General features: G+C 64.9%; 27 protein-coding genes. 11 read left to right on the top strand and 16 right to left on the bottom strand.

Annotation, left to right across the window (positions count from 1 at the left end; all coding sequences use genetic code 11):
• Positions 1-90 precede the first annotated feature (90 nt).
• Positions 91-2,496 (top strand): phosphoketolase family protein, encoded by a 2,406-nt coding sequence (locus G4G71_RS24535; RefSeq protein WP_169940877.1) that lies wholly within the window; start codon positions 91-93, stop codon positions 2,494-2,496.
• 40 nt (positions 2,497-2,536) lie between these two features.
• On the opposite strand, the gene G4G71_RS24530 is transcribed toward G4G71_RS24535, so the two are convergent.
• On the bottom strand, positions 2,537-2,752 hold the full coding sequence (locus tag G4G71_RS24530) for a DUF3820 family protein (RefSeq protein WP_024765295.1): 216 nt from the start codon (positions 2,750-2,752) through the stop codon (positions 2,537-2,539).
• A 9-nt stretch (positions 2,753-2,761) separates the two neighbouring features.
• Complete coding sequence (locus tag G4G71_RS24525; protein WP_024765294.1) at positions 2,762-3,169, bottom strand: quorum-sensing-regulated virulence factor family protein; 408 nt, start codon at positions 3,167-3,169, stop codon at positions 2,762-2,764.
• 299 nt (positions 3,170-3,468) lie between these two features.
• Here G4G71_RS24525 and G4G71_RS24520 point away from each other — a divergent pair, with 299 nt between their 5' ends.
• Positions 3,469-4,185, top strand: a complete 717-nt coding sequence (locus G4G71_RS24520; RefSeq protein WP_169940875.1) for a tRNA-uridine aminocarboxypropyltransferase — start codon at positions 3,469-3,471, stop codon at positions 4,183-4,185.
• A gap of 184 nt (positions 4,186-4,369) precedes the next feature.
• Here G4G71_RS24520 and G4G71_RS24515 read toward each other — a convergent pair whose 3' ends face one another.
• Positions 4,370-5,254: a DMT family transporter gene (locus G4G71_RS24515; protein ID WP_169940873.1), complete on the bottom strand. Its 885-nt coding sequence runs from the start codon at positions 5,252-5,254 to the stop codon at positions 4,370-4,372.
• 266 nt (positions 5,255-5,520) lie between these two features.
• Between G4G71_RS24515 and erdR the strand changes: the two genes are divergently transcribed.
• Both erdR and G4G71_RS24505 read left to right on the top strand, forming a co-directional pair.
• Positions 5,521-6,171, top strand: coding sequence for a response regulator transcription factor ErdR (gene erdR, locus G4G71_RS24510; protein ID WP_169940871.1), 651 nt, complete (start codon positions 5,521-5,523; stop codon positions 6,169-6,171).
• 107 nt (positions 6,172-6,278) lie between these two features.
• Positions 6,279-6,650 carry a diacylglycerol kinase gene (locus tag G4G71_RS24505; RefSeq protein ID WP_024765290.1) on the top strand — a complete coding sequence of 124 codons (372 nt, stop codon included), beginning with the start codon at positions 6,279-6,281 and terminating at the stop codon, positions 6,648-6,650.
• Positions 6,651-6,755: 105 nt separating this feature from the next.
• Here G4G71_RS24505 and G4G71_RS24500 read toward each other — a convergent pair whose 3' ends face one another.
• The gene (locus G4G71_RS24500) at positions 6,756-7,682 is read right to left on the bottom strand and encodes a LysR family transcriptional regulator (protein ID WP_024765289.1); all 927 of its coding nucleotides are present in this window, start codon (positions 7,680-7,682) and stop codon (positions 6,756-6,758) included.
• 223 nt (positions 7,683-7,905) lie between these two features.
• Between G4G71_RS24500 and fpr the strand changes: the two genes are divergently transcribed.
• Positions 7,906-8,682, top strand: coding sequence for a ferredoxin-NADP reductase (gene fpr, locus G4G71_RS24495; protein WP_017517998.1), 777 nt, complete (start codon positions 7,906-7,908; stop codon positions 8,680-8,682).
• A gap of 173 nt (positions 8,683-8,855) precedes the next feature.
• Here the strand turns inward: fpr and G4G71_RS24490 are convergent, their stop codons facing one another.
• Positions 8,856-9,269, bottom strand: coding sequence for a VOC family protein (locus G4G71_RS24490; protein ID WP_169940869.1), 414 nt, complete (start codon positions 9,267-9,269; stop codon positions 8,856-8,858).
• Positions 9,270-9,329: 60 nt separating this feature from the next.
• On the opposite strand from G4G71_RS24490, the gene G4G71_RS24485 reads away from it, so the two are divergent.
• Positions 9,330-9,632: a heme-binding protein gene (locus G4G71_RS24485; protein ID WP_024765286.1), complete on the top strand. Its 303-nt coding sequence runs from the start codon at positions 9,330-9,332 to the stop codon at positions 9,630-9,632.
• An 8-nt stretch (positions 9,633-9,640) separates the two neighbouring features.
• Here G4G71_RS24485 and tsaA read toward each other — a convergent pair whose 3' ends face one another.
• Both tsaA and G4G71_RS24475 read right to left on the bottom strand, forming a co-directional pair.
• Complete coding sequence (gene tsaA / locus G4G71_RS24480) at positions 9,641-10,339, bottom strand: tRNA (N6-threonylcarbamoyladenosine(37)-N6)-methyltransferase TrmO (RefSeq protein ID WP_169940867.1); 699 nt, start codon at positions 10,337-10,339, stop codon at positions 9,641-9,643.
• Between the two features lie 58 nt (positions 10,340-10,397).
• On the bottom strand, positions 10,398-11,171 hold the full coding sequence (locus G4G71_RS24475; RefSeq protein ID WP_169940865.1) for an SDR family oxidoreductase: 774 nt from the start codon (positions 11,169-11,171) through the stop codon (positions 10,398-10,400).
• Between the two features lie 173 nt (positions 11,172-11,344).
• Between G4G71_RS24475 and G4G71_RS24470 the strand changes: the two genes are divergently transcribed.
• Entirely contained in the window at positions 11,345-12,928 is a 1,584-nt protein-coding gene (locus G4G71_RS24470) for an ArnT family glycosyltransferase (RefSeq protein ID WP_169940863.1), read from the top strand.
• Here the strand turns inward: G4G71_RS24470 and G4G71_RS24465 are convergent.
• From G4G71_RS24465 to rimO, 3 genes are read right to left on the bottom strand one after another with little or no spacing between them, the layout of a single operon-like run.
• A complete protein-coding gene (locus G4G71_RS24465; protein WP_169940861.1) occupies positions 12,876-13,244 on the bottom strand; it encodes a DUF2784 domain-containing protein in 369 nt (122 codons plus the stop codon). The genes G4G71_RS24470 and G4G71_RS24465 overlap by 53 nt on opposite strands.
• Positions 13,245-13,251: 7 nt before the next feature.
• Positions 13,252-13,713: a YehS family protein gene (locus G4G71_RS24460; protein ID WP_169940859.1), complete on the bottom strand. Its 462-nt coding sequence runs from the start codon at positions 13,711-13,713 to the stop codon at positions 13,252-13,254.
• Between the two features lie 53 nt (positions 13,714-13,766).
• The gene (gene rimO / locus G4G71_RS24455; protein WP_169940857.1) at positions 13,767-15,089 is read right to left on the bottom strand and encodes a 30S ribosomal protein S12 methylthiotransferase RimO; all 1,323 of its coding nucleotides are present in this window, start codon (positions 15,087-15,089) and stop codon (positions 13,767-13,769) included.
• 244 nt (positions 15,090-15,333) lie between these two features.
• Here rimO and G4G71_RS24450 point away from each other — a divergent pair, with 244 nt between their 5' ends.
• Positions 15,334-17,238, top strand: coding sequence for a potassium transporter Kup (locus G4G71_RS24450; RefSeq protein ID WP_169940855.1), 1,905 nt, complete (start codon positions 15,334-15,336; stop codon positions 17,236-17,238).
• A 69-nt stretch (positions 17,239-17,307) separates the two neighbouring features.
• Here G4G71_RS24450 and aceK read toward each other — a convergent pair whose 3' ends face one another.
• Positions 17,308-19,044, bottom strand: a complete 1,737-nt coding sequence (aceK, locus tag G4G71_RS24445) for a bifunctional isocitrate dehydrogenase kinase/phosphatase (RefSeq protein ID WP_169940853.1) — start codon at positions 19,042-19,044, stop codon at positions 17,308-17,310.
• 152 nt (positions 19,045-19,196) lie between these two features.
• Between aceK and G4G71_RS24440 the strand changes: the two genes are divergently transcribed.
• Together G4G71_RS24440 and G4G71_RS24435 are read left to right on the top strand one after the other, a co-directional pair.
• Positions 19,197-19,694: a GNAT family N-acetyltransferase gene (locus tag G4G71_RS24440; RefSeq protein WP_169940851.1), complete on the top strand. Its 498-nt coding sequence runs from the start codon at positions 19,197-19,199 to the stop codon at positions 19,692-19,694.
• A gap of 85 nt (positions 19,695-19,779) precedes the next feature.
• Positions 19,780-20,685, top strand: coding sequence for a DMT family transporter (locus G4G71_RS24435; RefSeq protein ID WP_169940849.1), 906 nt, complete (start codon positions 19,780-19,782; stop codon positions 20,683-20,685).
• Positions 20,686-20,909: 224 nt separating this feature from the next.
• On the opposite strand, the gene G4G71_RS24430 is transcribed toward G4G71_RS24435, so the two are convergent.
• The 5 genes from G4G71_RS24430 to G4G71_RS24410 all read right to left on the bottom strand — a co-directional run bounded on the left by G4G71_RS24430 (position 20,910) and on the right by G4G71_RS24410 (position 25,425).
• A complete protein-coding gene (locus tag G4G71_RS24430; RefSeq protein ID WP_169940847.1) occupies positions 20,910-21,815 on the bottom strand; it encodes a DMT family transporter in 906 nt (301 codons plus the stop codon).
• A 640-nt stretch (positions 21,816-22,455) separates the two neighbouring features.
• The gene (locus tag G4G71_RS24425; protein ID WP_169940845.1) at positions 22,456-23,550 is read right to left on the bottom strand and encodes a polyamine ABC transporter substrate-binding protein; all 1,095 of its coding nucleotides are present in this window, start codon (positions 23,548-23,550) and stop codon (positions 22,456-22,458) included.
• Positions 23,551-23,761: 211 nt separating this feature from the next.
• Positions 23,762-24,736, bottom strand: coding sequence for a cysteine synthase A (gene cysK / locus G4G71_RS24420; protein WP_169940843.1), 975 nt, complete (start codon positions 24,734-24,736; stop codon positions 23,762-23,764).
• Between the two features lie 80 nt (positions 24,737-24,816).
• Positions 24,817-25,017: a helix-turn-helix transcriptional regulator gene (locus G4G71_RS24415; protein WP_169940841.1), complete on the bottom strand. Its 201-nt coding sequence runs from the start codon at positions 25,015-25,017 to the stop codon at positions 24,817-24,819.
• An 18-nt stretch (positions 25,018-25,035) separates the two neighbouring features.
• Positions 25,036-25,425: a hypothetical protein gene (locus G4G71_RS24410; protein WP_169940839.1), complete on the bottom strand. Its 390-nt coding sequence runs from the start codon at positions 25,423-25,425 to the stop codon at positions 25,036-25,038.
• 230 nt (positions 25,426-25,655) lie between these two features.
• Between G4G71_RS24410 and G4G71_RS24405 the strand changes: the two genes are divergently transcribed.
• The gene (locus G4G71_RS24405; protein WP_151187902.1) at positions 25,656-26,501 is read left to right on the top strand and encodes an AAA family ATPase; all 846 of its coding nucleotides are present in this window, start codon (positions 25,656-25,658) and stop codon (positions 26,499-26,501) included.
• Positions 26,502-26,540 lie beyond the last annotated feature (39 nt).

The following is a 26,540-nucleotide window of genomic DNA, read 5'->3' as shown; positions in this document are numbered from 1 at the left end:
TCGAATGGTCGGGACGGTCGTTGATACATGTCAGCGCCCGTCCGATCTCTGGAGACCTAGACTTTCCGGCATAACCAAGGGAGAGCCGACATGTCACAGATCCTGCCAAGCCCCGAGGAGCTTGCCGCCCATGCGGCAGCCGAGCCGGAATACGCCCGCTGGCTGCGAGGCCGTGGTCCGCTTCAGCATAGCGTGCAGACTCAGGCGGCGGTCTTTCGTGTCGCTCATCAATTGGTCCAGTACGGCCGGCAGCCGGATCTGGCCAGCGTCTACCGGCTGTTCGGCGCGCTGGATCGCCTGACCTGTGCCGGCCTCTGGCTGGTGGCGCACATGACTTACGCCAGGCGTGTCCGCCTCGATGGCGCGCCCTTGCAGGCCGAAGATTTCAAGGCACAGCCCGAAGGACATACAGGCGGCGCGCTGAACATGGTGCCAGCCTACGCCGGCTACCTTGCCCTGAATGCCCTGAGCGGCAGGACACGCGGCTGGCTGATGGGGCAAGGGCACTGCGTGGCCGCGATCGACGCGCTCAACGTGCTCACCGGCAACCTGCATCCGGAACAGGCCGCAGCCTACGGGAATGGCGAAGCCGGCCTGGATCGGCTGGTGCAGGATTTCTACAGCTATGCGCAGACGCCGGAAGGCAGGGTTGCCGCTGCTTTGGGCAGCCACGTCAATCCGCACACTGCCGGCGGCGTTGCCGAAGGTGGATACCTCGGTTTCGCCGAGTTGATGTATGCGCACATGCCGCTGCCGGGCGAGACCCTGGTGGCCTTCCTCTCCGACGGCGCTGCCGAGGAGCAGCGCGGTAGCGACTGGATTCCCCGCTGGTGGCGCGCCGAGGACTGCGGGACGGCCTTGCCGGTGATGATCGCCAATGGCCGTCGCATCGAGCAGCGTACTGATCTGGGCACCCACGAAGGGCTGGAAGGCTTCAAGCTTCATCTGCGCCGCTGCGGTTTCGATCCGATCAGCTTCGATGGCCGCGACCCGGCAGCTTTCGTCTGCGCCCTGTGGGAAATGGAAGAACGGTTGCAGCACCGCGTCGATGAGAAGGAGCGCGGCATCCTTCGCTACCCTTTGCCGATTCCCTACGGCATCGCTGAAACGACCAAGGGCTACGGGTTCTATGGCGCTGGCAGCAATGCCGCGCACAACCTGCCGCTACCGGGCAATCCCAGCGAAGATGCCGAGGCGCGCGACCTGTTCAACCAGCATGCGGCGCCGCTCTGGGTCGAGCCCGATGAGCTTGCCGAGGCTTGTCAGCTCTTCATCGCTTCGCGCAGCGGCCGAGTGCTGGAACGGGATAACCCGATCGCCGTGCGCCGGCCCATCGAACCTTCGATTCCCCCGCTGCATTACCGCAATGACGAATGCTCCCCCATGGCTGCTCTGGATCGCTTCTACATCGACCTGTGCGGCGCCAACCCGGACCTGCGCGCCCGTGTCGGCAACCCGGACGAATTGGCGAGCAATCGCCTGGGCGGCGTGCTCAAGGCGCTGCGGCACCGGGTGAGCGAGCCGGAAAGCGAACTGGAGGCCGTGGATGGCCGGATCATCACGGCGCTCAACGAGGAGGCGGTGGTTTCTGCCTGCCTGGCCAACCAGGGCGGACTGAACCTGGTGGCCAGCTACGAAGCCTTCTGCGTGAAGATGCTCGGTGCGGTGCGTCAGACGCTGATCTTCGCCCGCCAGCAGAAGGAAGCCGGACGCCCGGCGGGCTGGCTCGGCTGGCCGTTGGTGGCGACCTCGCATACCTGGGAAAACGGCAAGAACCAGCAATCCCACCAGGACACCACTTTCTGCGAGGCGCTGCTGGGCGAGATGAGCGACATGGTGCGGGTAGTTTTCCCGGCCGACCACAACAGCCTGTTGGCGCTGTTGCCGGACATCTACCGCAGCCGCGGGCAGTTGGCCTGCATCGTGGCGCCCAAGCGCGAGCGGCCATCGGTATTTACCCAGGCCCAGGCCGAGCAGCTGGCGCGAGATGGCGCAATCCTGCTGGACGAGCATCCCGGTGCCGAACCGCTGCTGCTGATCGCCAACGGCAGCTACCAGTTGGCCGAGATGCGCCGCGCTGCCTTGCGGCTGGAGGAGGCCGGCTATCCGTACCGACTGGTCTATCTGCAGGAGCCGGGGCGCTTCCGCGCGCCGCGCGACAATTGGGAGTTGCCGGCGCTGGCGGACGAATCCATCGCCATGCGGCTGTTCCCCGACCACTACGAGCGGCGTGTGCTGCTCACCCACATGCGCCCGGAGGTGGCGCGTGGGCACCTCTGGCCGATCCTGCCCGATGCGTTGAAGACGGCGGTGCTGGGGTATCGCAACCAGGGCGGAACGCTGGACGAAGCGGGCATGCTGTTCGCCAACCGTTGCAGCTGGGCCCATGTGCTGGCGGCCTGTGCACGACTGCTGGACGTCCCGCGCAGCGCCTTGCTTGCACCGGATGAGGCGGCAGCGGTGGCCGGCAAGGAAAGCCCCGCCGTCCTGCGCTGACCGGCGCTGGCGCAACCGCCACTCGGCGGTTGCGCGGGCTTCAGCGCTTGAGCGGCTTGATCAGGCCGTCGAGGCCGTCGATCTTCAGTTCCAGGGTCAGCTGCATCAGCCGGCCCAACTCGCCGGCCGGGAACTGGCCCTTCTTGTGGAACCACAGCAGGTACTCGTCCGGCAGGTCCACCAGCATGCGGCCCTGGTACTTGCCGAAGGGCATCGGCGTGCGCGCGATCTTCAGCAACATTTCCTTGTCGAGCATGCAGGCGGCTTATTTCTTCAGCTTGATCTTGCAGCTGCCGGCGTCGAAACGCTCGGTGGCGACCGGGGCGTTGGTCTTGTACTCGGTGAAGCTGTAAGTGAGGATCGCGCCTTCGGCCAGCAGTTGGCGGTAGGCGGTATTGCTGCAGACGCTGTCGCCCAGTTGGCTGCGCACGCTGTCCGGGTTCTCGCGCATGCGCTCGGCATGGCTGGCGCGCACGCTCAGGTGGTTGATCAACTGCGGACCTTCCACGGTATAGCCCTGGTCGAGGATGTCCTCGTTGATCGCGCGCGGGGTGCCTTCGCTGCTTTCCTTGGCGACCTTTTCCAGGGTCTGGGTCAGTTCGAAGTCCTTCTTCGACGCGGCGTGCGCGACGGGAAGAACGAGGCAGAGGGCGAGGGCGGTGAGGCGCAGCATGGGCATCTCCTGACAATGGTGCCGATTCGACCGTGGCGAGCCTTCCGGGTTCGCTGGTCATTACAGCCGCCTATTGTCCCCGAAAACGACCTCCCTGCCGAGATTCGATTGCCGCAGGCCGCTGGCCGGCCCGCAGGGTCGCCAAATTCGTCAAGGAAGGGAGCAGTTTTGCCGGCCGATCGACGGCCGGCCGTGCGAGGGGGCGGGCCATGGCTCTGGTACAATCGGCAGTCCGCAACCGTCGTCCCGTTCGAGCCTTCGATGTCCCGTCCGCTTTCTCTCATCCCGGTGGCCGCAGCATGAGCCACGCCGTCGCCCGCCTTCGCGATGAACGCCTGGCCCGCTGCATCAAGCCGTTCTTCGCCCGTGGCTCGCGCTCGCCGCGCTGCCCCGGCTGCCGCCTGCGGCCGAACTACTGCATGTGCAGCCTGCGGCCGCAGGTCGAGTCCAACTCGGCGATGTGTCTGGTGATGTTCGACACCGAGCCGCTCAAGCCCAGCAACACCGGTTGGCTGATCGCAGAAACCGTGCCCGAGACCTGGGCCTTCGGTTGGTCGCGCATCGAGGTCGACCCGGCGCTGCTGGCGCTGCTCGACGATCCGCAATGGCAGCCGTATGTGGTATTCCCCGGCGAGTTCGTCCAGCCCGAGCGCGTGGTGACCACGGTGGAGCCGCAGGGCGGCAAGCGCCCGCTGTTCATCCTGCTCGACGCCACGTGGAACGAGGCGCGCAAGATGTTCCGCAAGAGCCCTTACCTGGACCGCTTCCCGGTCCTGAGCATCACTCCTGATGCGCTGTCGCGCTACCGGCTGCGCCGCTCCAAGTTCGACGAGCACCTGTGCACCGCCGAAGTCGCCGCGCTTTGCCTCGGGCTGGCCGGTGACCGCCGCGCCGGCGATGCGCTGGACGCTTACCTGGATGTCTTCAGCGAGCGTTACCTGGGCTCCAAGCGTCAGCAGCCGCTGGACGAGCAGAGCCCGGCGCACCAGGCGCTGATGCCGTTTACCCAGCGCTGAATTCACCGACACGCTTTTCCAGGGTTACTCCGCTAATGGGGCGATCGTAGGAGCGGACTTCGTCCGCGATAGGGTGGGGCTGGCACCAACTGGTCGGTCGGAGCGGGGTTGAGTCGATCGCGGACAGAGTCCGCTCCTACGACAGTCGACACATACGTGCTTCGTGTGTAGGAGCGGGGGCGCTTCAGGCCGCCGTGGCCTCGGCTTTCTTCGGCCAAAGCTGCGCCACCAGCATGCCGGCCAGCATCAGCGCGCAGCCGAAATAGCCGCGCACATGCAGGGTTTCGTTTAGGAACAGTGCGCCGGCGATGGCGGCGAACACAGCTTCCAGCGAGAGGATGATCGCCGCGTGGGAGGCGATGGCGTGCTTCTGTGCGATGACCTGCAGGGTGAAGCCGGTGGCGACGCCGAACAGGCCGCCGTAGATCAGGGCAGGGGCGGCCTGGACGATGGCATCCCAGTGGATCTCTTCGAACACCACGGCCAGGATCATGCTCACCACCGCGCAGGTGACGAACTGCAGGAAGGCCAGGCGGATCGGGTCGTAGCGGCTGGCGAACAGGCCGACGAGCAGCACGTGGCCGCCCCAGACGAAGGCACCGGTCAGTTGCAGCCAGTCACCGGAGGCGACGTGGAAGCCCGGGCCGATGCTCAGCATGGCCATGCCGGTCACGGCCAGTGCGCAGCCCAGCCAGGTGCCCATGCCGGCGCGATGGCCGATCAGCAGGCCGAGCAGCGGCACGATGATCACGTACAGGCCGGTGATGAAGCCGGAGTTGGTCACGCTGGTGAACATCAGACCGACCTGTTGCAGGTTGATCCCCACGGTCAGCGCGGTACCGATGGCCAGGCCCGCCAGGACCAGGCCGCGGTTGAACGGCTGGGCGCCACGCTTGCTCGACCAGGCCAGCAGCGGCAGCAGTGCCACGGCGCCGAGGGTGAAGCGCAGGCCGGTATAGAGGAAGGGACCGATGGCATCCATCCCGAGGCGTTGCGCGACGAAGGAGACCCCCCAGATCATCGCGGTGAACAGCATCAGGAAATCGGCGCGCAGCGCATGGCTTTTCATCTTGTTCTCGTAACGGGCAGGAAAAAAAGCGGAACTCTGCCGTAACGCCGGGCCTTTGGAAAGGGGCGCGGCTTCTCGGCGGGCACACTGGCAGGGGCTTTGAGGCCACGCTGTATGTACCGTTGGGCGATGTATTCGCGGCGGACACCGGGGGTGGTCTTTGCGTACAATGCGACGAGCAGTGCTCTATCCGTGCTCCGACCTTTCCTGCGCAAGTCTGGCTGTTATCCACGGCAGTACTTCGACGCGGCCTTCAAGGAAAATTCATGGCTTCCTACGAGATCCTGATCGCTGACGATCACCCGCTGTTCCGCAGCGCCCTGCACCAGGCCCTGACCATCGGTCTTGGCCCCGAGGCGCGACTGTCGGAGGCCGCGAGTATCGCGGAGCTGGAGGCGCGCCTGAACGAGAAGGCCGACTGGGACCTGGTGCTGTTGGACCTGAACATGCCCGGCGCCTACGGCTTCTCCGGCCTGGTGCTGTTGCGCGGGCAGTACCCGCAGATTCCGGTGGTGATGGTCTCGGCCCAGGAAGATGCCGCCGTGGTACAGCGCTCCCGCGAATTCGGCGCCAGCGGCTTCATCCCCAAGTCCAGTGAACTGAGCGTGCTGCAGCAGGCCGTGCGCGCGGTGCTTGACGGTGACGTCTGGTGGCCGCCGCAGGTGGATGCCGTGACCGAGATGAGCGATGACGTGCGCGCCGCCAGCGCTGGCCTCGCCAGCCTGACCCCGCAACAGTTCCGCGTGTTGACCATGGTCTGCGAAGGCCTGCTGAACAAGCAGATCGCCTTCGAGCTGAGCGTCTCCGAAGCCACGGTGAAGGCTCACGTCACCGCGATCTTCCGCAAACTGAACGTGCGCACCCGCACCCAGGCGGCGCTGTTGCTGGCGCAGATGGAGTCGGTGCCGGGGGCCTGAACCCGTCACATTCCGGCTCAGGGGCCGTCACATTCTGTAATGGCCTTGACCCCTTTTTGACGATCGCTGGTATAGAGTGCCGCGACCTTTGCCTGTGAGATCCGCACGTGTCCGCTTCCCCCTTCAAGGGCCAGACCGGCCTGAAACGTATCTTCAATGCTGCTGGCTACTCCCTGGCCGGCTTCGCCGCTGCCTTCAAGGGTGAAGCGGCCTTCCGCCAACTGGTGCTGATCAACGTCATCCTGATCCCGCTGTCGTTCTTCTGCGATGTGACCCGTGGCGAGCGCGCGCTGATGATTGCGGTGTGCCTGCTGGCGCTGATCGTCGAGCTGCTCAACTCCGCCATCGAGGCGGTGGTGGACCGGGTTTCCCTGGAGCGCCATCCGCTGTCGAAGAACGCCAAGGACATGGGTAGCGCGGCCCAGTTCGTCGCGCTGACCATCATCACCGTGACCTGGGCGGGCATCCTGCTGGGTTGATCGCCTGTAAGCGAGCTTGCTCGCGAACCTGAAAGGCACGGTGTGTCCCGTTCGCGAGCAAGCTCGCTCCTACAAGTGCATTGGTGGTCCTGCAGCAGCGCTTGATCAGGGAATCATCGGCAGGACGATATCGTCGCTGCGCGTCACCCCGGCGGTTTCGCTGCGGCACAGTTCCAGGAACTCGCGCATGGTCGCGGTCTGGTATTTCTGCCGGTGCCAGATGAAGTAGAACTGCCGGCGCAGGTCCAGGTCAGGGGTTTCCACCGGGACCAGGCTGCCGCGGCGGAAGGCATCGCGCAGGGCCAGGCGTGAGATGCAGCCGATCCCCAGTCCCGATTCCACCGCGCGCTTGATCGCCTCGGTGTGTTCCAGCTCCAGCCGCACGTTCAGCGGTTCCACGTGGTGTCGCATGGCCTGGTCGAAGGTCAGCCGCGTGCCGGATCCCTGCTCCCGCAGAATCCACGCTTCTTCCGTCAGCCGCTCCAGGCTCGCGTGGCCTTCGCGGGCGAGTGGGTGCTGCGGTGCGCAGAACACCACCAGTTCGTCTTCCATCCAGGGCTGCACCTCGATATCCGGGTGCTGGCAGTCGCCTTCGATCAGCCCGAGGTCGAGTTCGTAATGCGCCACGCGCTGCACCACGTGGGCGGTGTTGTGCACGTGCAGGCGCACCCGGCAGTCCGGCTGGCGTTGCATGAAAGTGCCGATCAGCAGGGTCGCCAGATAGTTACCGATGGTCAGGGTGGCGCCCAGGTCCAGCGAGCCGAAGGCGCTCTTGCCGTTGAGCATGTTTTCGATCTCGCTGCCGCGGTCGAGCAGCGCCACCGCCTGGGGCAGCAACTGCCGGCCGAGGGCGTTGAGGGTCAGGCGCTTGCCGGAGCGATCGAACAACTTGCAGTCGAATTGCCGCTCCAGCTCGCCCAGGGCGGTACTGGTCGCCGACTGCGACATGGACAGCCCTGCAGCGGCGCGGGAGACGCTTTCCTGCTGGGCGACGGCGACGAAGACTTCGAGCTGGCGCAGGGTGAATTTCATGGATGATGGCTCCGAAAAGGCTGCGCGACATTTCGTCGCCCCGGTGCTGAAATGCCCGGAAGGTATCCTTTTGCGGCGACATGATGCGGCCTTATCTGCGTTTTGGATTAGCAATATCCAGATAATTTATTTTGCGGATATTGTCGCCGCCTATAAAATGTCGCGCAATTGCGCTACGTCCGGGATCTGCTGGGGTGCGCCACGTTTCTCCTAGGAGTCCTTGATGAGCAACCTGTACACCGAGCGCGTTCTCAGCGTGCACCACTGGAACGACACCCTCTTCAGCTTCAAGACCACCCGTAACCCGGGTCTGCGCTTCAAGACCGGTCAGTTCGTGATGATCGGCCTGGAAGTCAACGGTCGCCCGCTGATGCGCGCGTACAGCATCGCCAGCCCGAACTACGAAGAGCACCTGGAGTTCTTCAGCATCAAGGTCCCGGACGGTCCGCTGACTTCGCGTCTGCAGCACCTGAAGGAAGGCGACGAGCTGATGGTCAGCCGCAAGCCCACCGGCACCCTGGTGCTGGACGACCTCAAGCCCGGCAAGCACCTGTACCTGCTGAGCACCGGCACCGGCATGGCGCCGTTCCTGTCGGTGATCCAGGACCCGGAAGTCTACGAGCGCTTCGAGAAGGTCATCCTGGTCCACGGCGTGCGCTGGGTCAGCGAACTGGCCTACGCGGACTTCATCACCAAGGTCCTGCCGGAGCACGAGTACTTCGGCGACATGGTGAAAGAGAAGCTGATCTATTGCCCGCTGGTCACCCGTGAAGAGTTCCACAGCATGGGCCGCCAGACCGACCTGATGCGCAGCGGCAAGCTGTTCGCCGACATCGGCCTGCCGCCGATGAACCCGCAGGACGACCGCGCCATGATCTGCGGTAGCCCGAGCATGCTCGACGAGACCAGCGAAGTGCTGAACAGCTTCGGCCTGCAGATCTCCCCGCGCATGGGCGAGCCCGGCGACTACCTGATCGAGCGCGCCTTCGTCGAGAAGTAAGCAGCGTCCGACGGTTCGGTCGAAAGAACGCCGCGATTCCTTTGGGAGCGCGGCGTTTTTTTATGCCTGGATTTCTGCCCCAGACAAAAGCTCTTTGTAGGAGCGAGCTTGCTCGCGAACCTGCAAGGCACGGTGCATACCGGTTCGCGAGCAAGCTCGCTCCTACAGGTGCCTCACGCCAGGCGCTGCCCGGAAACTGCCGGGTGATACAACGGCTGCACCTTGTTCCCCGCCGGGTCCAGCAGGTGGAAGCTGCGCGCGCCGTCGCCATGGTCGAAGGGGCGGTCCAGCAGCGTCACACCGCGTGCCTTGAAGTATTGGTACCAGGCTTCCAGCTCTTCCACGCTGTCCACCACGAAACCATAGTGATCCATGGTCTGCAGGCCGTTGGCGGCACCGAAGCCGCGACCCAGCGAGAGGTTGTCGTTGCCACAGGTGAGGTACACCAGGTCCTCGTTGGCACGGTTCAGCACTTCCATGCCGAGCACATCGACATAGAAGCGCTCGCACTCTTCCAGGTTCGGCACCAGCAAGGCGAGGTGACGCAGGCCGTTGAGGCGGCCGGGGCGGGCAGGGAGATCGGACATGGACGCGGTTCCTTTTTTGTATACAATTTGATTTCAAATTTAAAACAAAAGGAACGCCCTGTGTACAGTCTGTTCATCAAGACCCGCGTGAAACCCGGTAGCGCCGAAGATTTCCTCCATGCCATCAAGGCCAATGCCGCCGCTTCCGTGTCCAGCGAACCCGGCTGCCTGGTCTTCGATGTGTCCCAGGATCGCCTCGATCCGGACGTGATCTACCTCTACGAGATCTACCGCGACGACGCGGCCTACGAGGCGCACACGCAGACCGCACACTTCCGCGACAGCCGCCCGCTGGTGGAACCGCTGATCATCGAGCAGGAGTGCTTCGAGAGCGACGTGATCGCCCTCAATCCGGTGGACTGAGGCGGGTTTCAGTCGGAGGCGCGCTGCACGTCCAACACGCAGATTTCGCCGTCGGCGGGGTAGTGCCAGTGCACGTCCAGATCCCACAGGCGCACGCCGTAGCGGCGCTCGGGCGGCGGCTTCTGGTAGGCCGGGCGCGGGTCCTGGGCGAGGCACTGCTCGATCAGCTCGCGCACCGGCTGGCCGAGGCGCAGGCCGTGTTCATTGGCCTGGCGCAGGGCTTCGTCGTTCCAGTGAACGGGAATTGGCGCAGGTGGTGCATCGGCGATCGCGTTGCGTGCGTCCGGCACGATGTCGGCGTAGGGCACGTACGGCTTGATGTCGATCACCGGCGTCCCATCGAGCAGGTCGATGCCGGATAGCCAGAGTCGGCCGGGCTCGACCTTTTCCAGTTTCACCACGGATTGGCCGAGGCCGTTGGGGCGGTGGGTGGCGCGGGTGGCGAAGACGCCCATCGACTGGTTGCCGCCCAGCCGCGGTGGGCGCACCTTCAGCCGTGGCTTGTCTTCCAGCGCCTGGTGGAAGAGGAAGATCAGCCAGACGTGGCTGACCTGCTCCAGGCCCTCTACCGCGTTGCCCGTGTCGAACGGCGGCAGCAGTTCCAGTACGCCGGTCGCGGCCGGAGCCAGTTGCGGCTGGCGCGGGATGGCGAACTTCTCCTTGAAGCAGGAGCGGACGTAGCCGATGGGCGAGAGGGTGTGGGACATGGCGGCAGAGGCTTTTTGCAGGGGCCGCCATGGTACCCGATTCCCCTCGCAGCGGGCTTCAGCCGAGGTGGAAGCCGCCGTCGATGGGGATGATGTTGCCGGTCATGTAGGCGCCGGCGGCGCTCGCCAGGCTGATGGCCAGGGCGGACATTTCCTCTTCGCGGCCCCAGCGGCGCATGGGGATGACGGCGGTGTCCTCGGCCATGGCCTGATCGTCGTTGGCGATGTGGCGGGTCATCTTGCTGGGGAAGCGGCCGGGGGCGATGACGTTGACGTTGATGTGGTCGCCCACCAGCTCACGGGCGAGCATGCGCGAGAGTTGGTGCAGCGCGGCCTTGCTCGGGCCGTAGGCATAGGCGTTCTCGCCGTGGGAGGTGACACCGGCCACCGAACCGATGTTGATCACCCGCGCCGGGCTCTGCGCGCTGCCGGCCTTCTTCAGCAGCGGCAGCAGTTGCTGGATGCAACTGAACACGGCGGTGACGTTGAGCTGCATGACCTTTTCCCAGCCAGCGGCCGGGTAGCTGTCCAGCGGCGCGCCCCAGGTGGTGCCGGCGTTGTTGACCAGGATATCCAGGTGGTCCAGGCGCTCGTTCAGCTCCAGGGCCAGGGCACGGGCGCCTTCCTCGGTGGCGAGGTTGGCCGGCAGGCCGATGCATTCGCCGTACTGCGACAGTTCGGCGGCGGTGTCGGCGCAGGCGACGCCGTCACGTGCGCAGATGATGACTCTGGCGCCGGCTTCGAGCAGGCCCTGGGCGATCATCCGGCCGATGCCGCGGGTACCTCCGGTGACTAGTGCGGTCTTGCCTGCGAGGGAAAAGTACGGGTGCATGAGCCTCTCCTGGCTGGTTTTTCGCCTCACCCTAGCGGGATGAGCGGGGCGCTCCGAGCACTATCCAATCGGGAAATGGCGGCGCATTACGCGGCGGCTGCATTTTCTTAACCTGCGCATAACCTTCGTTGCCCTAGTGTCCGCCGCACATTCGGTTGGTCGGGGGCCAGGTGATGCAGGGTTGGAGCAAGGATCGGAAGGCATTGGCGCTGCTATTGGGCGTCTCGGCGCTGCTGTTGCTGTTCGGGTTGGGCTGGCGCGAGGTCTGGGGCCCGGAAGTGCGCTGGGCGGATATCTCGCTGCAGATGCTGCAGTCAGGCGACTACTTCGATCCGTACCTGCGTGGGGCGCCGTACTACGACAAACCGCTGCTGTCCTACTGGCTGATCACCGCGCCGGCCAGCCTGTTCGGTCTCAATCACTGGACGCTGCGCCTCAGCACCGTGCTGGCCGGGCTGGGCAGCATCTGGCTCACCTGGTGGCTGGGCGAACGCCTGCTGCGCAAGGGCACGGGCGTGCTGGCCGGCTGGCTGCTGGCAACCACCTTCTACTTCCTGTTCTGGGCGCGGGTGGCGACGGCGGACATGCTCACGGTGTTCGGCGTGCTGGCGGCGCTGGCCTGGTACTGGCGTGACCCGGAAGACACGCGATTCAGGAGCTACCTGGGCTTCTTCCTGATCCTGTCGCTGACCTCGTTGTGCAAGGGGCTGATCGGCTTCGTCCTGCCGGGGCTGGTGCTGCTGCCGCATCTGCTCAGCGCGGGGCGCTGGCGCCGGCACCTGAACCTGCGTTTGCTGGCGGCGCTGGTAGTGGCCGGCGGCGTGTATGCGATTCCCTTCGTTCTGTCGCACTTCTACGGTCAGCCCAGCTACGGCGAGAGTGGCCTGGCGTTGGTGTTCCGCGAGAACGTGGTGCGCTTCTTCCAGCCCTTCGACCACGAGGGGCCGATCTATACCTACCTGCTTTACCTTCCCGCCTACACACTGCCCTGGGCGCCGTTATGGGTGCTTGGCCTGTGGTTCGCTGCGCGCCGTTGGAAGCAACTGGAGCCCAACGCGCGCTGGCTGGTCTGGGCGCTGGTGCTGCTGTTCGCGTTCTTCACTGCCAGCGGTGGCCGGCGCAGTTACTACGTGCTCCCGCTGGTGCCTTTCGCGCAATTGCTGGGTGCGTGGTGGGTGATCGAGTGGCGGCATGAACGCAAGCTGGCCGGGCTGGGGAGGGTCTGGCCGCGGGCGGTCGGCGCCGCAGCGGTGGCGATGCTGCTGGTGGTGGGCGTGGCGTACCCCTGGAGCAATGGCGGCGGCGGGGTTCCGCTCTTCGCCAGGGAGGTGCGTGCCGCCGCGGAGCAGACGGCGCCCTGGTCGCAGTGGCGGGTACTGGTCCTCGGCGATGACGACGCGCGCCTGCCGATCTATCTGCAGAAGCGCGGCGAACGGCAGGCCCATCCCTTCCTCTATATCCATTCCGACTATCCGCAGGGCGACAGTGCCGCCTTGTTCGCCTGGCTGCGCCAGCGCACTGGTGAGGACTGGGACCCGGCGCGCACCCTGATCATTTCCCAGGTGACCCATGAAGGTACGCAGCCGCTGAACTGGCTGACGGCGGATCACCGGCTGATCGAGTCCGGGCTCAACAATGGCCAGCGCCTGGGGCACGCGAAGAACAAGGAGGCGAGCCTGGCCTATCTGCCGATGGACAATCCGCTCAGCGCGAACGCAGCACCCGGCGCAGCAGAAGCAGGTAAGGCGGCAGATTGACTGCGGCCACGATGAGGCCGAGGACGACCTGGGTCGCCTCGGTCAGGCCGGCGGGGTAGATCAGCGGGATCAGGTAGTGCTCGATGAAGCCGCCGCTGTAGCCGTGATCGCCGGCCAGGGCGCGGAAGTGATTCTCCAGCGGTGTGAGTGGGCAATAGAGGTGGACGAATTCCACCGCCATGCCCCAGGCCGCCGCCGGCAGGTGCAACCACGCCAGGCGTGGCCAGCGCAGCACCAGCAGGCCGCCGAGCAGCACGAAGATGATGAAGCCCAGATGGAACAGGACAACGGCGTCGGCGGCCAGGCGATAGAGCATGTCGATCTCAGTGCTGCTGGCGCTGGGTCAGGCCCTTGAGGAAGTTGCGCAGCAACTGGTCGCCGCAGGGGCGGTAGTTGTTGTGGCCGGGTTTGCGGAACAGCGCGCCCAGTTCCGTTTTGGTGACGATGAAGCTGACGCTGTCGAGGATCGCGAGGATATCGTCGTCGCGCAGTTCGAAGGCCACGCGCAGCTTCTTCAGGGTGATGTTGTTGGTCAGCGGCAGTTCCACCGGCGGCAGCGGGCGCGATTCATCGCGGCCACGGCGATGCACGATCAGGCCGTCGAGGAAGTGCGCCAGCACGCGGTCACTGCAGGGTTTGAAGTCCGGCTCGTCGTCGCGGGCGAGGTAGGCGCCGACTTCCTCGGCACTGAGGTTGAAGCCGGCCAGCGCGGTGATCTCGGCGACCTGCGCATCGCGGATGTCCAGCAGGTAGCGCAGGCTGCGCAGTACGTCGTTGTTGGTCATGGGCTTTCCAATAGCAGAAATGAAAAGCCCCGCATCAGCGGGGCTTTTGCGGATCAGACCAGTTCGGCCCAGAGGTCGTACTCGTCGGCGTCGGTGATGCGTACGCGCACCTTGTCGCCCGGCTTCACATCGAAGGTGTCGATGTACACGGCGCCGTCGATTTCCGGGGCGTCGGCGTAGGAGCGGCCGACCGCGCCTTCGTCATCCACTTCGTCGATCAGCACTTCGATTTCCTTGCCGATCTTCAGCTGCAGGCGGGCGGCGGAAATGGCCTGCTGGTGCGCCATGAAGCGCTCCCAACGGTCCTGCTTGACGTCATCGGGGACGATTTCCAGGCCCAGGTCGTTGGCCGGGGCGCCTTCCACCGGGGAGTACTGGAAGCAGCCGACGCGGTCGAGCTGGGCTTCGGTCAGCCAGTCCAGCAGGTACTGGAAGTCTTCCTCGGTCTCGCCGGGGAAGCCGACGATGAAGGTGGAGCGGATGGTCAGCTCGGGGCAGATTTCGCGCCACTTCTTGATGCGCGCCAGGGTCTTGTCCTCGAAGGCAGGGCGCTTCATGGACTTGAGCACTTTCGGGCTGGCGTGCTGGAAGGGGATGTCTAGGTAGGGCAGCAGCTTGCCCTCGGCCATCAGCGGAATCACATCGTCGACGTTGGGGTACGGGTAGACGTAGTGCAGGCGCACCCACACGCCCATCGAGGAGAGCGCCTGGCACAGCTCCAGCATGCGGGTCTTCACCGGCTGGCCGTCCCAGAAGTCCATCTTGTACTTCAGGTCCACGCCGTAGGCGCTGGTGTCCTGGGAGATCACCAGCAGCTCTTTCACGCCGGCTTTCACCAGGCGCTGGGCTTCGCTGAGCACGTCGCCCACCGGGCGGCTGACCAGCTTGCCGCGCATGGACGGGATGATGCAGAAGCTGCAGCTGTGGTTGCAGCCTTCGGAAATCTTCAGGTAGGCGTAGTGACGCGGGGTCAGCTTGATACCCTGCGGCGGCACCAGGTCGATCAGCGGGTTGTGCTCGGCCTTGGGCGGGATCACCTCGTGGACGGCATTGACGACCTGCTCGTACTGCTGCGGGCCGGTCACGGCCAGCACGCTGGGGTGCACGTCACGGATGCTGTCTTCAGCGACGCCCATGCAGCCGGTGACGATCACCTTGCCATTCTCGGCGATGGCTTCGCCGATGGCGTCCAGGGATTCGGCCTTGGCGCTGTCGATGAAGCCGCAGGTGTTCACCACCACCACGTCTGCGTCCTGGTAGGTGGGGACGATTTCGTACCCCTCCATGCGCAGTTGGGTGAGGATGCGTTCGGAATCGACCGTGGCTTTAGGGCAACCAAGGCTTACGAACCCGACTTTGGGTGTGGCGGTGGACATGTGCGGCTAACCTCGAAGGGCGCGCTGGCGGCGCCTCTGATCAAAAAGTGCGCAATTCTAGCGGCGTCCCGCGCACTTGACCAGCCTCTCTGGGACAAGCTGTCGCACGCAGCGGGAGAGCCCCGATTGCCCGGTAATTGTAGGCAACAGGCTCTATAGTCATTCAGAACCTTCGCAGCCGGCTCTTGCATCGACGAAAGGGTCGGAGCAGGATGCGCCGAATTTTTTTGAGGAATCTTGTTACATGTCCGATGCAAGCGCCGGCACCGTTGAGCATGAACAGCCCCATTCCAGCTCCGCGATCGGCCTGATGGTCGGTGCCGTGGGCGTCTGCTACGGCGATATCGGTACCAGCCCGCTGTACACCCTGAAGGAAGTCTTCGTAGGCGGTTATGGTGTGCAGGCCAACCACGACGGCGTGCTGGGCGTGCTGTCGCTGATCTTCTGGTCGCTGATCTGGGTGGTGTCGATCAAGTACGTGATCTTCGTACTGCGCGCCGACAACCAGGGCGAGGGCGGGGTAATGGCGCTGTCCGCACTGGCCCGTCGCGCCGCTACCGGACGCCACAAGCTGCAGGCGATGGTGGTGATCGCCGGCCTGATCGGCGCGGCGCTCTTCTATGGCGATAGCATGATTACTCCGGCGATTTCGGTGCTTTCTGCGATCGAGGGCCTGGAAATCGCCTTCGACGGACTGGAACACTGGGTCGTGCCGCTCTCGCTGATCGTGCTGGTCGGCCTGTTCCTCATCCAGAAGCACGGCACCGCGCGCATCGGCATCCTCTTCGGCCCGGTGATGGTGGCCTGGTTCCTTGCGCTGGCGGCACTGGGTATCTATGGCGTGGCGCAGCAGCCGGAAGTGCTGAAGGCAATGAGCCCGGGCTGGGCGCTGAACTTCTTCATTTCGCATCCGGGCATCGGCGTGGCGATCCTCGGCGCCACCGTGCTGGCGCTGACCGGTGCCGAAGCGCTGTACGCGGACATGGGCCACTTCGGCCGCAAGCCCATCGCCCGCGCCTGGTTCGCCCTGGTGCTGCCGGCGTTGGTGCTCAACTATTTCGGCCAGGGCGCGACCATCCTGGTCAACGCCGAAGCCGCGCGTAACCCCTTCTACCTGACGGCGCCGAGCTGGGCGCTGGTGCCTCTGGTGGCGCTGTCCACCGCGGCGACCGTGATTGCATCCCAGGCGGTGATTTCCGGCGCATTCTCCCTGACCCGCCAGGCCATCCAGCTCGGCTATGTGCCGCGCATGGTGATCCAGCACACCTCCAGCCACGAGCAGGGGCAGATCTACATCGGCATGGTGAACTGGGCGCTGATGGTCGGCGTGGTGCTGCTGGTGCTGGGCTTCGAATCCTCCGCCGCACTGGCCTCGGCATACGGCGTCGCGGTGACCGGCACCATGCTGATGACCACGCTGCTGATGGGCGTGGTGATCTGGCTGATGTGGAAGTGGCCGCTGTGGCTGGCGATTCCGTTCTTCCTGATGATGCTGCTCGTCGATACCCTGTTCTTCGCCGCGAACCTGCCCAAGGTCGTCCAGGGTGGTGCCTTCCCGGTGATCGCCGGTATCGGCCTGTTCATCCTGATGACCACCTGGAAGCGCGGCCGCCAGCTGCTGGTGGACCGCCTCGACGAAGGCTCGCTGCCGCTGCCGCTGTTCATTTCCAGCATCCGCTCGCAGCCGCCGCACCGCGTGCAGGGCACCGCGGTGTTCCTTACCGCGCGTACCGACGCCGTGCCCCACGCGCTGTTGCACAACCTCCTGCACAACCAGGTGCTGCACGAGCAGGTCGTCCTGCTCACGGTGGTCAACGAAGACAGCCCGCGAGTTGCCCCGGACCGTCGATTCGAGGTGGACGCCTACGGCGAGGGCTTCTTCCGCGTGGTGCTGCACTTCGGCTTCATCGAGGACCCGGACATCCCGCAGGCGCTCAAGCTGTGCCACCTCAACGAGCTGGACTTCAGCCCGATGCGCACCACCTACTTCCTCAGCCGCGAGACTGTGATCCCGTCCAAGCTGATCGGCATGGCGCGCTGGCGCGAGGCGCTGTTCGCCTTCCTGCTGAAGAACGCCAACGGCAACCTGCGTTACTTCAACCTGCCGCTGAACCGGGTGATCGAACTGGGGACGCAGGTGGAAATCTGAGTGCCCGCCGCCCAGGAAAAACGCGCCGATTGGCGCGTTTTTCATGTTGGCCGTGGCATCGAGCGGAGATCAGCGCGCCAGCGCTTCCTCCGGTGATTCATGGCGGCGGTAGGGGAACACATCGATCACCTTCCCCGCGCGAATCTGCTCCTGCAATCCCTTCCAGTAGTCGGCGTCGAACAGGTTGCCGTGCAGCTTGGCGAATTGCCGGCGCAGCTTGAGGTCGACGAACAGGAAACGCGGGAACTCCTCCGGGAACACGTCCATCGGTCCCACCGAGTACCAGGGCTCGGAGGACAGCTCGTCCTCTTCGTAGCGCGCCGGCGGGATGTGGCGGAAGTGCACCTCGGTCAGGTAGCAGATCTCGTCGTAGTCGTAGAACACCACGCGGCCATGGCGGGTCACGCCGAAGTTCTTCAGCAGCATGTCGCCGGGGAAGATGTTCGCCGCCGCCAGTTGCTTGATCGCCAGCCCGTAGTCGTACAGCGCCTCGTGCACCTGGGCCTCGGTGGCATGTTCCAGGTAGATGTTCAGCGGGGTCATGCGGCGCTCCGTCCAGCAATGGCGGATCAGTACCACGTCGCCTTCCAGCACCACGGTGGAGGGCGCCACGTCCAGCAGCTCGGCCAGGCATTCGGGGTCGAACTTGCTCACCGGGAAGCGGAAGTCGGCGAATTGCTGGGTGTCGGCCAGGCGGCCGACGCGGTCGTGGTTCTTCACCAACTGGTACTTCTGGATCACCGTGGCGTGGTCCACGGTCTTGGCCGGGTTGAAGTTGTCCTTGATGATCTTGAACACCGTATTGAAGCCGGGCAGGGTGAAAACGCTCATCACCATGCCGCGCACGCCCGGGGCCATGACGAAGCGGTCGTCGGTGGCCGCCAGGTGGTTGATCAGCGCGCGGTAGAACTCGCTCTTGCCCTGCTTGTAGAAGCCGATGGAGGTGTACAGCTCGGCGATGTGCTTGCCCGGCAGCAGGCGCTTGAGGAAGGCGACCATCTCCGCCGGCACCGGCGCGTCGACCATGAAGTAGGAGCGGGTGAAGGAGAATATGATCGAGACCTCGGCCTCGTCGGTGATCACCGTGTCGAACTGGATGCCGCGCCCTTCGTGGTGGACCAGCGGGAACACCAGCGGCCATTGCTCCTCGGGGGTGAACAGGCGGCCCACCAGGTAGGCGCCCTTGTTGCGGTAGAACACCGAGCCGATCAGCTCGATGGTCAGGGTCGGGTCCTTGCACACCCAGTCTGGCAGGTTGGCGTGCAGCAGGTGATCCATGCGCTCGAGGTCGCGTTCGCGGTCGTCGTAGTCCACGGCGAACCGGTAGTCGTCGAAGATGCTCTCCAGCGCCTGGCGCAGCTTGCCGGCGGGGCGGTAGAGGCGCGTGTGCGGATCGCGGGAGTGGGCACGCAGCGCGGGCCGGGTGGTGTGGACAAACATCGTGCCGTCGCTGATGTTGTCGTGGCTGAACAGGCCGCAGAAGATCGAGTTGAACCAGGTTTCCGCCAGCTCGTCGTCCAGCCGCGGGTCGATCAGGGTGATGTAGGCGCTTTTGGCGATGGGCCAGCGCTCCACATCCACCAGGTCGATGCCGGCCATGGTGCGGGTCAGGCGCTCGACGGTCTCGGCGACCTTTTCCTCATACAGGTTGATGCGCTCGGCCGAGGCCTGCTGCGCTTCCTGCCAATGTGCCTGTTCGAAGCGCGCCGGCGCACCGGCGGTGATCCGGTGGAACTGCGCGCGGTAGTCGTCGAAGCCTTCGAGGATCAGGGTCGCGATCTCGGTCGCCGGCCAGTGCTGAGCCATGGGAGCGCCTCTGCAGAGTTCTTGTGCAGCGAGCTTAGCCACGGGCAACGGCGAGGGAAAGGACGAATTCTCCGGGTGATCGTGCAGCTTTCCCGGGCGTATCCCACGTATGCTGGTCGACCCGTTCTTTCTGGCAAGGAGCTGAATAAACGATGGACGGCATCCGCATCGAGCGTTGCACGGAGCAGCACATCAATGGCCTCGCGGCCCTCTACAACGACCCGGCCGTGTGTCGCCAGGTGCTGCAGATGCCGCATCAGGCGCCGGACCTCTGGCGCAAGCGACTGGTGCTGGATGACGAGCGGCGGGTAACGCTGATGGCGATGCACCAGGACCAGGTGATCGGCAGCGCGAGCATCGAACAGTTCCCGCGTGTGCGACGCAGCCATTGCGGCAGCATCGGCATGGGCGTGGCGGTTGCCTGGCAGGGGCGTGGCGTCGGCACGCGGTTGCTGGCGGAGTTGCTGGAGGTTGCGGACAACTGGATGGCCCTGCGCCGCGTCGAGCTGACCGTCTACACCGACAACGCTCCGGCCATCGCGCTGTACCGCAAGTTCGGTTTCGAAGTGGAAGGCCAATTGCGCGAGTACGCCATTCGCGACGGCATCTACGCCGACGTGCTGAGCATGGCGCGCCTGCGCGGAAGCTGACGGTGGACTTTGAAAGTCAGCTGTGGATGGATGTGATTTTCCACCAGCGTAGTCTGGTGGCTTACCTGCCCTGGAGCCGTTCGCGATGAACCCCGCCGCTCTACTGAACCTGCTCGCCCTGGCCGCCATCTGGGGTGCCAGCTTCCTGTTCATGCGCCAACTGGTGCCGGCCATCGGGGTGATGCCGACGGCGTTCTTCCGCGTGTTCCTGTCCGCCGTCGGGCTGGTGGTGATCCTGCTGGTAATGCGCACGCGCTGGGATTTTCGCGGCAAGTTCGGGCGCATCCTGCTCATCGGCGTGATCAGCTCGGGCATCCCGGTACTGATGTACAGCCTGGCAGCGCAGTTCCTGCCGGCCGGCTACTCGGCGATCTTCAACGCCACCACGCCGCTGATGGGCGTGCTGATCGGCTCGCTGTTCTTCGGCGAGGCGCTGACTGGCGCCAAGTCGCTGGGCGTGTTGCTGGGGCTGGCGGGCGTTGCGGTGCTGACCCGCGCCGGCCCGGTACCGTTCGATGCCGGGCTGCTCTGGGGGGCCGCCGCCTGCCTGGTGGCGACCACCTGCTACGGCTTCGCCGGCTTCATCACCAAGCGCTGGATCAACGACCAGGGCGGCCTGGACTTCGGCGTCTCGGCGCTGGGCAGCCAGACCGGCGCTACGCTGTGCCTGCTGCCGTTCTTCCTCGGCACCAGCCTGGACATGCCGCTGGCGCCGCTGCTGGAACCGAAAGTCCTGCTGGCCCTGGCCGGGTTGGGTTTTCTCTGCACGTCCTTCGCTTACGTCCTGTACTTCCGCCTGCTCGCCAGCATCGGCCCGCTGAAGACCATGACGGTGACTTTCCTGATCCCGCCCTTCGGCGTGTTCTGGGGCGTGCTGCTGCTGGATGAGTCGCTGTCCTGGGCGCACCTGCAGGGTGGCGTGCTGATCGCTGCGGCGCTGTGGCTGGTGCTGCGGCCGGCGCCGCAGCCGAAGGTGGAGGCGGCGGGGTGATTGGGTAGTGAGGGGCGGCGCTGAAAGTTCGGCGCAGCAGGTTCCCCTCACCCCAGCCCTGGCTGCGCGCCCCGCTCCGAAGGGAGAGGGAGCGGCCCTCTGCGAGTTGTACGCCCGAGTTCTTCCGGTGTTGGCAGGACCGCTCGGACCTTCCAGGCGGCGCTGCACAGTCCCCTCTCCCTGAAGGGAGAGGGTTAGGGAGAGGGAGCAGGCTCCACGGTGGACTACCCGTTATCCACCACTTGTGCGTTTCCAGCTTCCCGCGCCGGAGCCGTCTTGCGAAACACCAGCATCAACCCCATCACGATCAGCCCCATGCCCAGCAGCCCGAGGGCAGACAGGCGATTGCCGAACACCGCGTAATCCATCAGCGCCGTGACGGCAGGCACCAGGTAGAACAGGCTGGTGACGTTGACCAGGTTGCCTGCGGCGATCATCCGGTAGAGCAGCACGGTAGCCAGCACCGAGACCATCAGCCCCATCCATAGCGCGCTGAGGATGAACGCAGCATTCCACTCCACGTGCAGCGGCTGGAAGGGCGCCACGGCGACGCACAGCGCCAGCCCGGCGATGTACTGCAGCGGCAGGGTGCCCAGCGGATTCTCGCGGATGTTCTTCTGCAGGATCGAGCCGCCGGTGATCGACAGCAGCGCCAGCAGGCAGCAGGCCAGCCCGGCGAAGGTCAGCCCGGACAGCCCGATGCTCTGGTAGACCACCATCACCAGCCCGGTCAGTCCGAGCGCCAGGCCACCCAGACGCGGCGCCGAATGCCGGCGTTCGAGCAGGAAGCTGGTCAGCATGGGCTGCACACCGAGTACGGTGGCGATCACGCCGGGGGTGACGTGCAGGTCCAGCGCCATCAGGTAGAAGATCGGGTAGATACCCAGCATCACCAGACCGGTGAGCACGGCATGGCGAACCTGCTTGCGTTCGCGCGGCCAGCGCAGACCGATCAAAGGCGAGAGGATGAGCAGTGCCAGCAGCGCGGTGCCGAAGCGGGCGATAAGGAACACCATTGGCGAGGCGTGGGCCAGGCCCCACTTGCTGATGATGGCGGCGCTGCTCCACAGCAGCACGAACAACGAGGTACTGGCCAGTCCGGCCAGGGAAGAACGAGTGAACGAAATCATGCAATGCACCTGTCGTCAGGCAGATCACGACCGGCCTGCTTAGGGCCGGACACATACCGGGAGCCGTGTCAGTTGAACGCGGAAAACCAGGCGGTGAAAAACGCGTGAGGCGTCAGAAGCTCACGCCGGGTGGCGGGTAGGCCGCACCGGGTGGCGGAGGCGACGCGACAGCGACGACAGGGGGAGGAGGGCAGGCCGCACCCGCGCCGCGTGCCGGGGAGGCTGCAGCGATGATTGCCGGATCGGGCAATGGGTATCGGGACATGGACGGCGAACCTGTTCAGTGGGGCAGCGAAGGCTGCGTGGGCTGACTATAGCTGCCTGAGCCACCGCTGGCGAGGCCTGTGCGAGTTGCGCGGCAATGCGCGATTCCTGCGACAGAAACTACCGCGCGGGCAGGATACTGGTGTGCTGGTGCTGGTGCTGGTGCTGGTGCTGGTGCTGGTGCTTTTTGTAGGAGCGAGCTTGCTCGCGAATGGCCCCGCGATGGAATCGGTTCGCGAGCAAGCTCGCTCCTACAAGGAGTTTGCCTCCTGCATCTCTCATGGGAGCGGGCTCCGTCTGCGAAATCCGGCCCGGTGCAATCGGCAGAAACGACAACGCGCGGCCGGGGCCGCGCGTTGTCAGGCAAGGGTGACGCTTACTTGCCGGTCTTGATGGTGTTCCAGGTACGGGTACGTACGCGGTCGATCTTCATCGGCATGGATTCGAGGGCGAACAGCTTGGCCATCTTGTCCTGCGGCGGGTAGATCGCCGGGTCGGCCTTGATCGCCTTGTCCACCAGCGGGTCGGCGGCCAGGTTGCCGTTGGCGTAGTGCACGTAGTTGCTGACGCCAGCCATCACTTCCGGGCGCAGCAGGTAGTTCATGAAGGCGTAGGCGGCTTTCTCATCCGGCGCGTCGTTCGGCATGGCGATCATGTCGAACCACAGCGGCGAGCCTTCCTTCGGGGTGGAGTACTGGATTTCCACGCCGTTCTTGGCTTCCTTGGCGCGGGTGGCGGCCTGCAGGATGTCGCCGGAGAAGCCGACGGCTACGCAGATCTCGCCGTTGGCCAGGTCGCTGACGTACTTGGAGGAGTGGAAGTAGCGGATGTACGGACGCACCTTGAGCAGCGCTTCCTCGGCCTTCTTGTAGTCATCCAGCTTCTGGCTGTGATGCGGCAGGCCCAGGTAGTTCAGGGTGATCGGCAGCAGTTCCGGGCCGTTGTCCAGCACCGCTACGCCACACTTGGCCAGCTTTTCCATGTACTCGGGCTTGAAGAAGATGTCCCAGGAATCGATCGGCGCGTTGTCGCCGAGGACTTCCTTGATCTTCGCCGGGTTGTAGCCGATGCCGGTGGTGCCCCACAGGTAGGGGAAGCCGTGCTCGTTGCCCGGGTCGTTCACTTCCAGCGCCTTCATCAGCACCGGGTTGAGGTTTTTCCAGTTCGGCAGCTGGCTCTTGTCCAGCTTCTTCAGCGCGCCGGCCTGGATCTGCTTGGCCATGAAGTGGTTCGACGGCACCACGATGTCGTAACCGGATTTGCCGGTCATCAGCTTGCCATCGAGGGTTTCGTTGCTGTCGTAGACGTCGTACGTCGCCTGGATGCCGGTTTCCTTGGTGAAGGTCGGCACGGTGTCCGGGGCGATGTAGTCGGACCAGTTGTAGATCTTGACGCTATCGGCCTGGGCGGCGCCGGCGGAGACAGCGAGGGAGAGTGCGAGGGTGGAGAGCAACGGGGCGGAAATTTTCATTCTTGTGTTCCTGACAACGGTGCGGAATGCCCGGCCCATCGGCTGGAGATGGGCGACGCTGTGTCGCGGGGCTGGGCAAGAATTAACCATTTTGCCGGAACATGGCGAGGGGCCATGGCTGCCTGCGGGTCCGCAGACAGCGCACGTGACCCAGGCCGCATCCGATCGGAACGGCCGGTAGGAAACCGCCCCAGACAGGGGCGGCAAGGGCTTACTGGACCAGTTCCTGGTCCTCGAACAGGCCGTCGAAGAGCATGCTGGAGAGGTAGCGTTCGCCGGAGTCCGGCAGCACCACCACGATGGTCTTGCCCTGCATGGTCGGCTCTTCGGCCAGCTTCACCGCCGCAGCCATCGCGGCGCCACTGGAGATGCCGCAGAGGATGCCTTCTTCCTGCATCAGCCGCAGGGCCATGCTCTTGGCGTCCTCGTCGGCGATGGTGGCGACGCGGTCGACCAGCGACAGGTCGAGGTTCTTCGGCACGAAGCCGGCGCCGATGCCCTGGATCTTGTGCGGGCTGGGCTTGATCTCCTCACCGGCCAGCGCCTGGCTGATCACCGGGGAGGCAACCGGTTCCACGGCCACCGAGAGGATCGGCTTGCCCTTGGTGTTCTTGATGAAGCGCGACACGCCGGTGATGGTCCCACCGGTGCCGACGCCGGCCACCAGCACGTCCACCGCGCCATCGGTATCGTTCCAGATTTCCGGGCCGGTGGTCTTTTCGTGGATCGCCGGGTTGGCCGGGTTGTCGAACTGCGCCGGCATGAAGTATTTCGCCGGGTCGCTGGCGAGGATTTCCTCGGCCTTGGCGATGGCGCCCTTCATGCCCTTGGCCGGTTCGGTCAGGACGATTTCCGCGCCCAGGGCCTTGAGCACCTTGCGGCGCTCCAGGCTCATGGAGGCGGGCATGGTCAGAATCATCTTGTAACCGCGCGCGGCGGCGACGAAGGCGAGGCCGATGCCGGTATTGCCGGAAGTCGGCTCGACGATGGTCATGCCCGACTTCAGGCGGCCGCTGGATTCGGCGTCCCAGATCATGTTGGCGCCGATCCGGCACTTCACCGAGTAACCGGGGTTGCGGCCTTCGATCTTGGCCAGGATGGTGACGCCGCGCGGGGCGATGCGGTTGATCTGGACCAGCGGCGTATTGCCGATGGACTGCGCGTTGTCGGCGTAGATGCGGCTCATGATGCGTTCCTTAGGTTGGAGCTGTGCAGACCCAGCAGCCTATGCCCGGCGGGCGTTCGCGTCCAGTCGGGGCGCCCGGCTCAGTCGGGCTGCGCATCGCTGAAGATGGCTTCGATCGGCAGGCCGAAGGCGCGGGCTATACGAAAGGCCAGCGGCAGGCTGGGGTCGAACTTGCCACTCTCGATGGCGATCACGCTCTGCCGCGAAACCCCCAGTCGCGTGGCGAGGTCCTGCTGGCTCCAGCCGTGCTCGGCGCGCAGCTCCTTGAGGCGATTGTGCATGGCTGCTCCTCAGCTCCTTCAGGCGAAGCGGCGGCGCAGCAGCACCACGGCGATACCGTAGGCGGCCCAGAACAGCGGGAACGCGAGGATCACCGGGAAGCGCGGCCACTCGGCGTACTGTTCGAGGAAGCCCCAGGCGCTGAACAGCCCGACCACCACGCCGCCGGCCAGCATCGCCGCGCGGGACAGGAGGAATCGCAGGAATTCGTCCGGCTCGCTGCGCAGGTAGCGGTCGAACACGTAGAGCATCGCCAGCAGCGGCAACGCCGGAGAGGCGGCGGCCAGGACGCGCAGGGCATACGGCAGCTTCTGCAGGTCCAGCCCCCAGCTGATCAGCGCCACCAGGGCGGAGTAGATGAACATGAGGGCGGCACAGGACAGGGTATAGCGGCGCAGGGCGGGATTCATCGCGGTCTCCTTGTGATGTAAAGCGAACTTAACATCGAGAATTCTGCGATGTAAAGTAAACTTGTCATTGTGGGCTAATCGCGATCAGTCACCCCCTGACCCGCCATTCAATGACTGAATGCCGCGTCTGCGTTCACACTCGCCTTGGGTGCGCGGTATAGTCGCAGCTTGTCCGACCACTCGCCCGGCCCGGCAGAACGCCCGGCCAGCTATCGTTCGAGGATTCACCGATGAAGTTCGAAGGCACCCAGTCCTACGTCGCCACCGACGACCTCAAGCTGGCGGTCAACGCCGCCATCACCCTGCAGCGCCCGCTGCTGGTGAAAGGCGAGCCGGGTACCGGCAAGACCATGCTCGCCGAGCAGCTGGCGGAATCCTTCGGCGCCAAGCTGATCACCTGGCACATCAAGTCCACCACCAAGGCCCACCAGGGCCTCTACGAGTACGACGCGGTCAGCCGCCTGCGTGACTCGCAGCTGGGCGTGGATAAGGTCCACGACGTGCGCAACTACATCAAGAAGGGCAAGCTCTGGGAGGCCTTCGAGGCCGAAGAGCGCGTGATCCTGCTGATCGACGAGATCGACAAGGCCGACATCGAATTCCCCAACGACCTGTTGCAGGAACTCGACAAGATGGAGTTCTACGTTTACGAGACCAACGAGACCATCAAGGCCAAGCAGCGCCCGATCATCATCATCACCTCGAATAACGAGAAGGAGCTGCCGGACGCCTTCCTGCGCCGTTGCTTCTTCCACTACATCGCTTTCCCCGATCGCGAGACCCTGCAGAAGATCGTCGACGTTCACTACCCGAAGATCAGCGGTACGCTGGTCAGCGAGGCACTGGACATCTTCTTCGACGTGCGCAAGGTGCCGGGCCTGAAGAAGAAGCCCTCCACCTCCGAGCTGGTGGACTGGCTGAAGCTGCTGATGGCCGACAACATCGGCGAAGCCGTGCTGCGCGAGCGCGACCCCACCAAGGCCATTCCGCCGCTGGCTGGCGCCCTGGTGAAGAACGAGCAGGATGTTCAATTGCTTGAGCGTCTTGCCTTCATGAGCCGCCGCGCTTCGCGCTGATCACCGAATCTGCTCTTTTGTTGTAGGAGCGAGCTTGCT

Origin of the sequence: Pseudomonas multiresinivorans, from assembly GCF_012971725.1 — a bacterium.
GTDB lineage: Bacteria > Pseudomonadota > Gammaproteobacteria > Pseudomonadales > Pseudomonadaceae > Pseudomonas > Pseudomonas multiresinivorans.
Note: the sequence above shows the minus strand (reverse complement) of the source record. Positions and strands in the feature narration are given on the sequence as shown.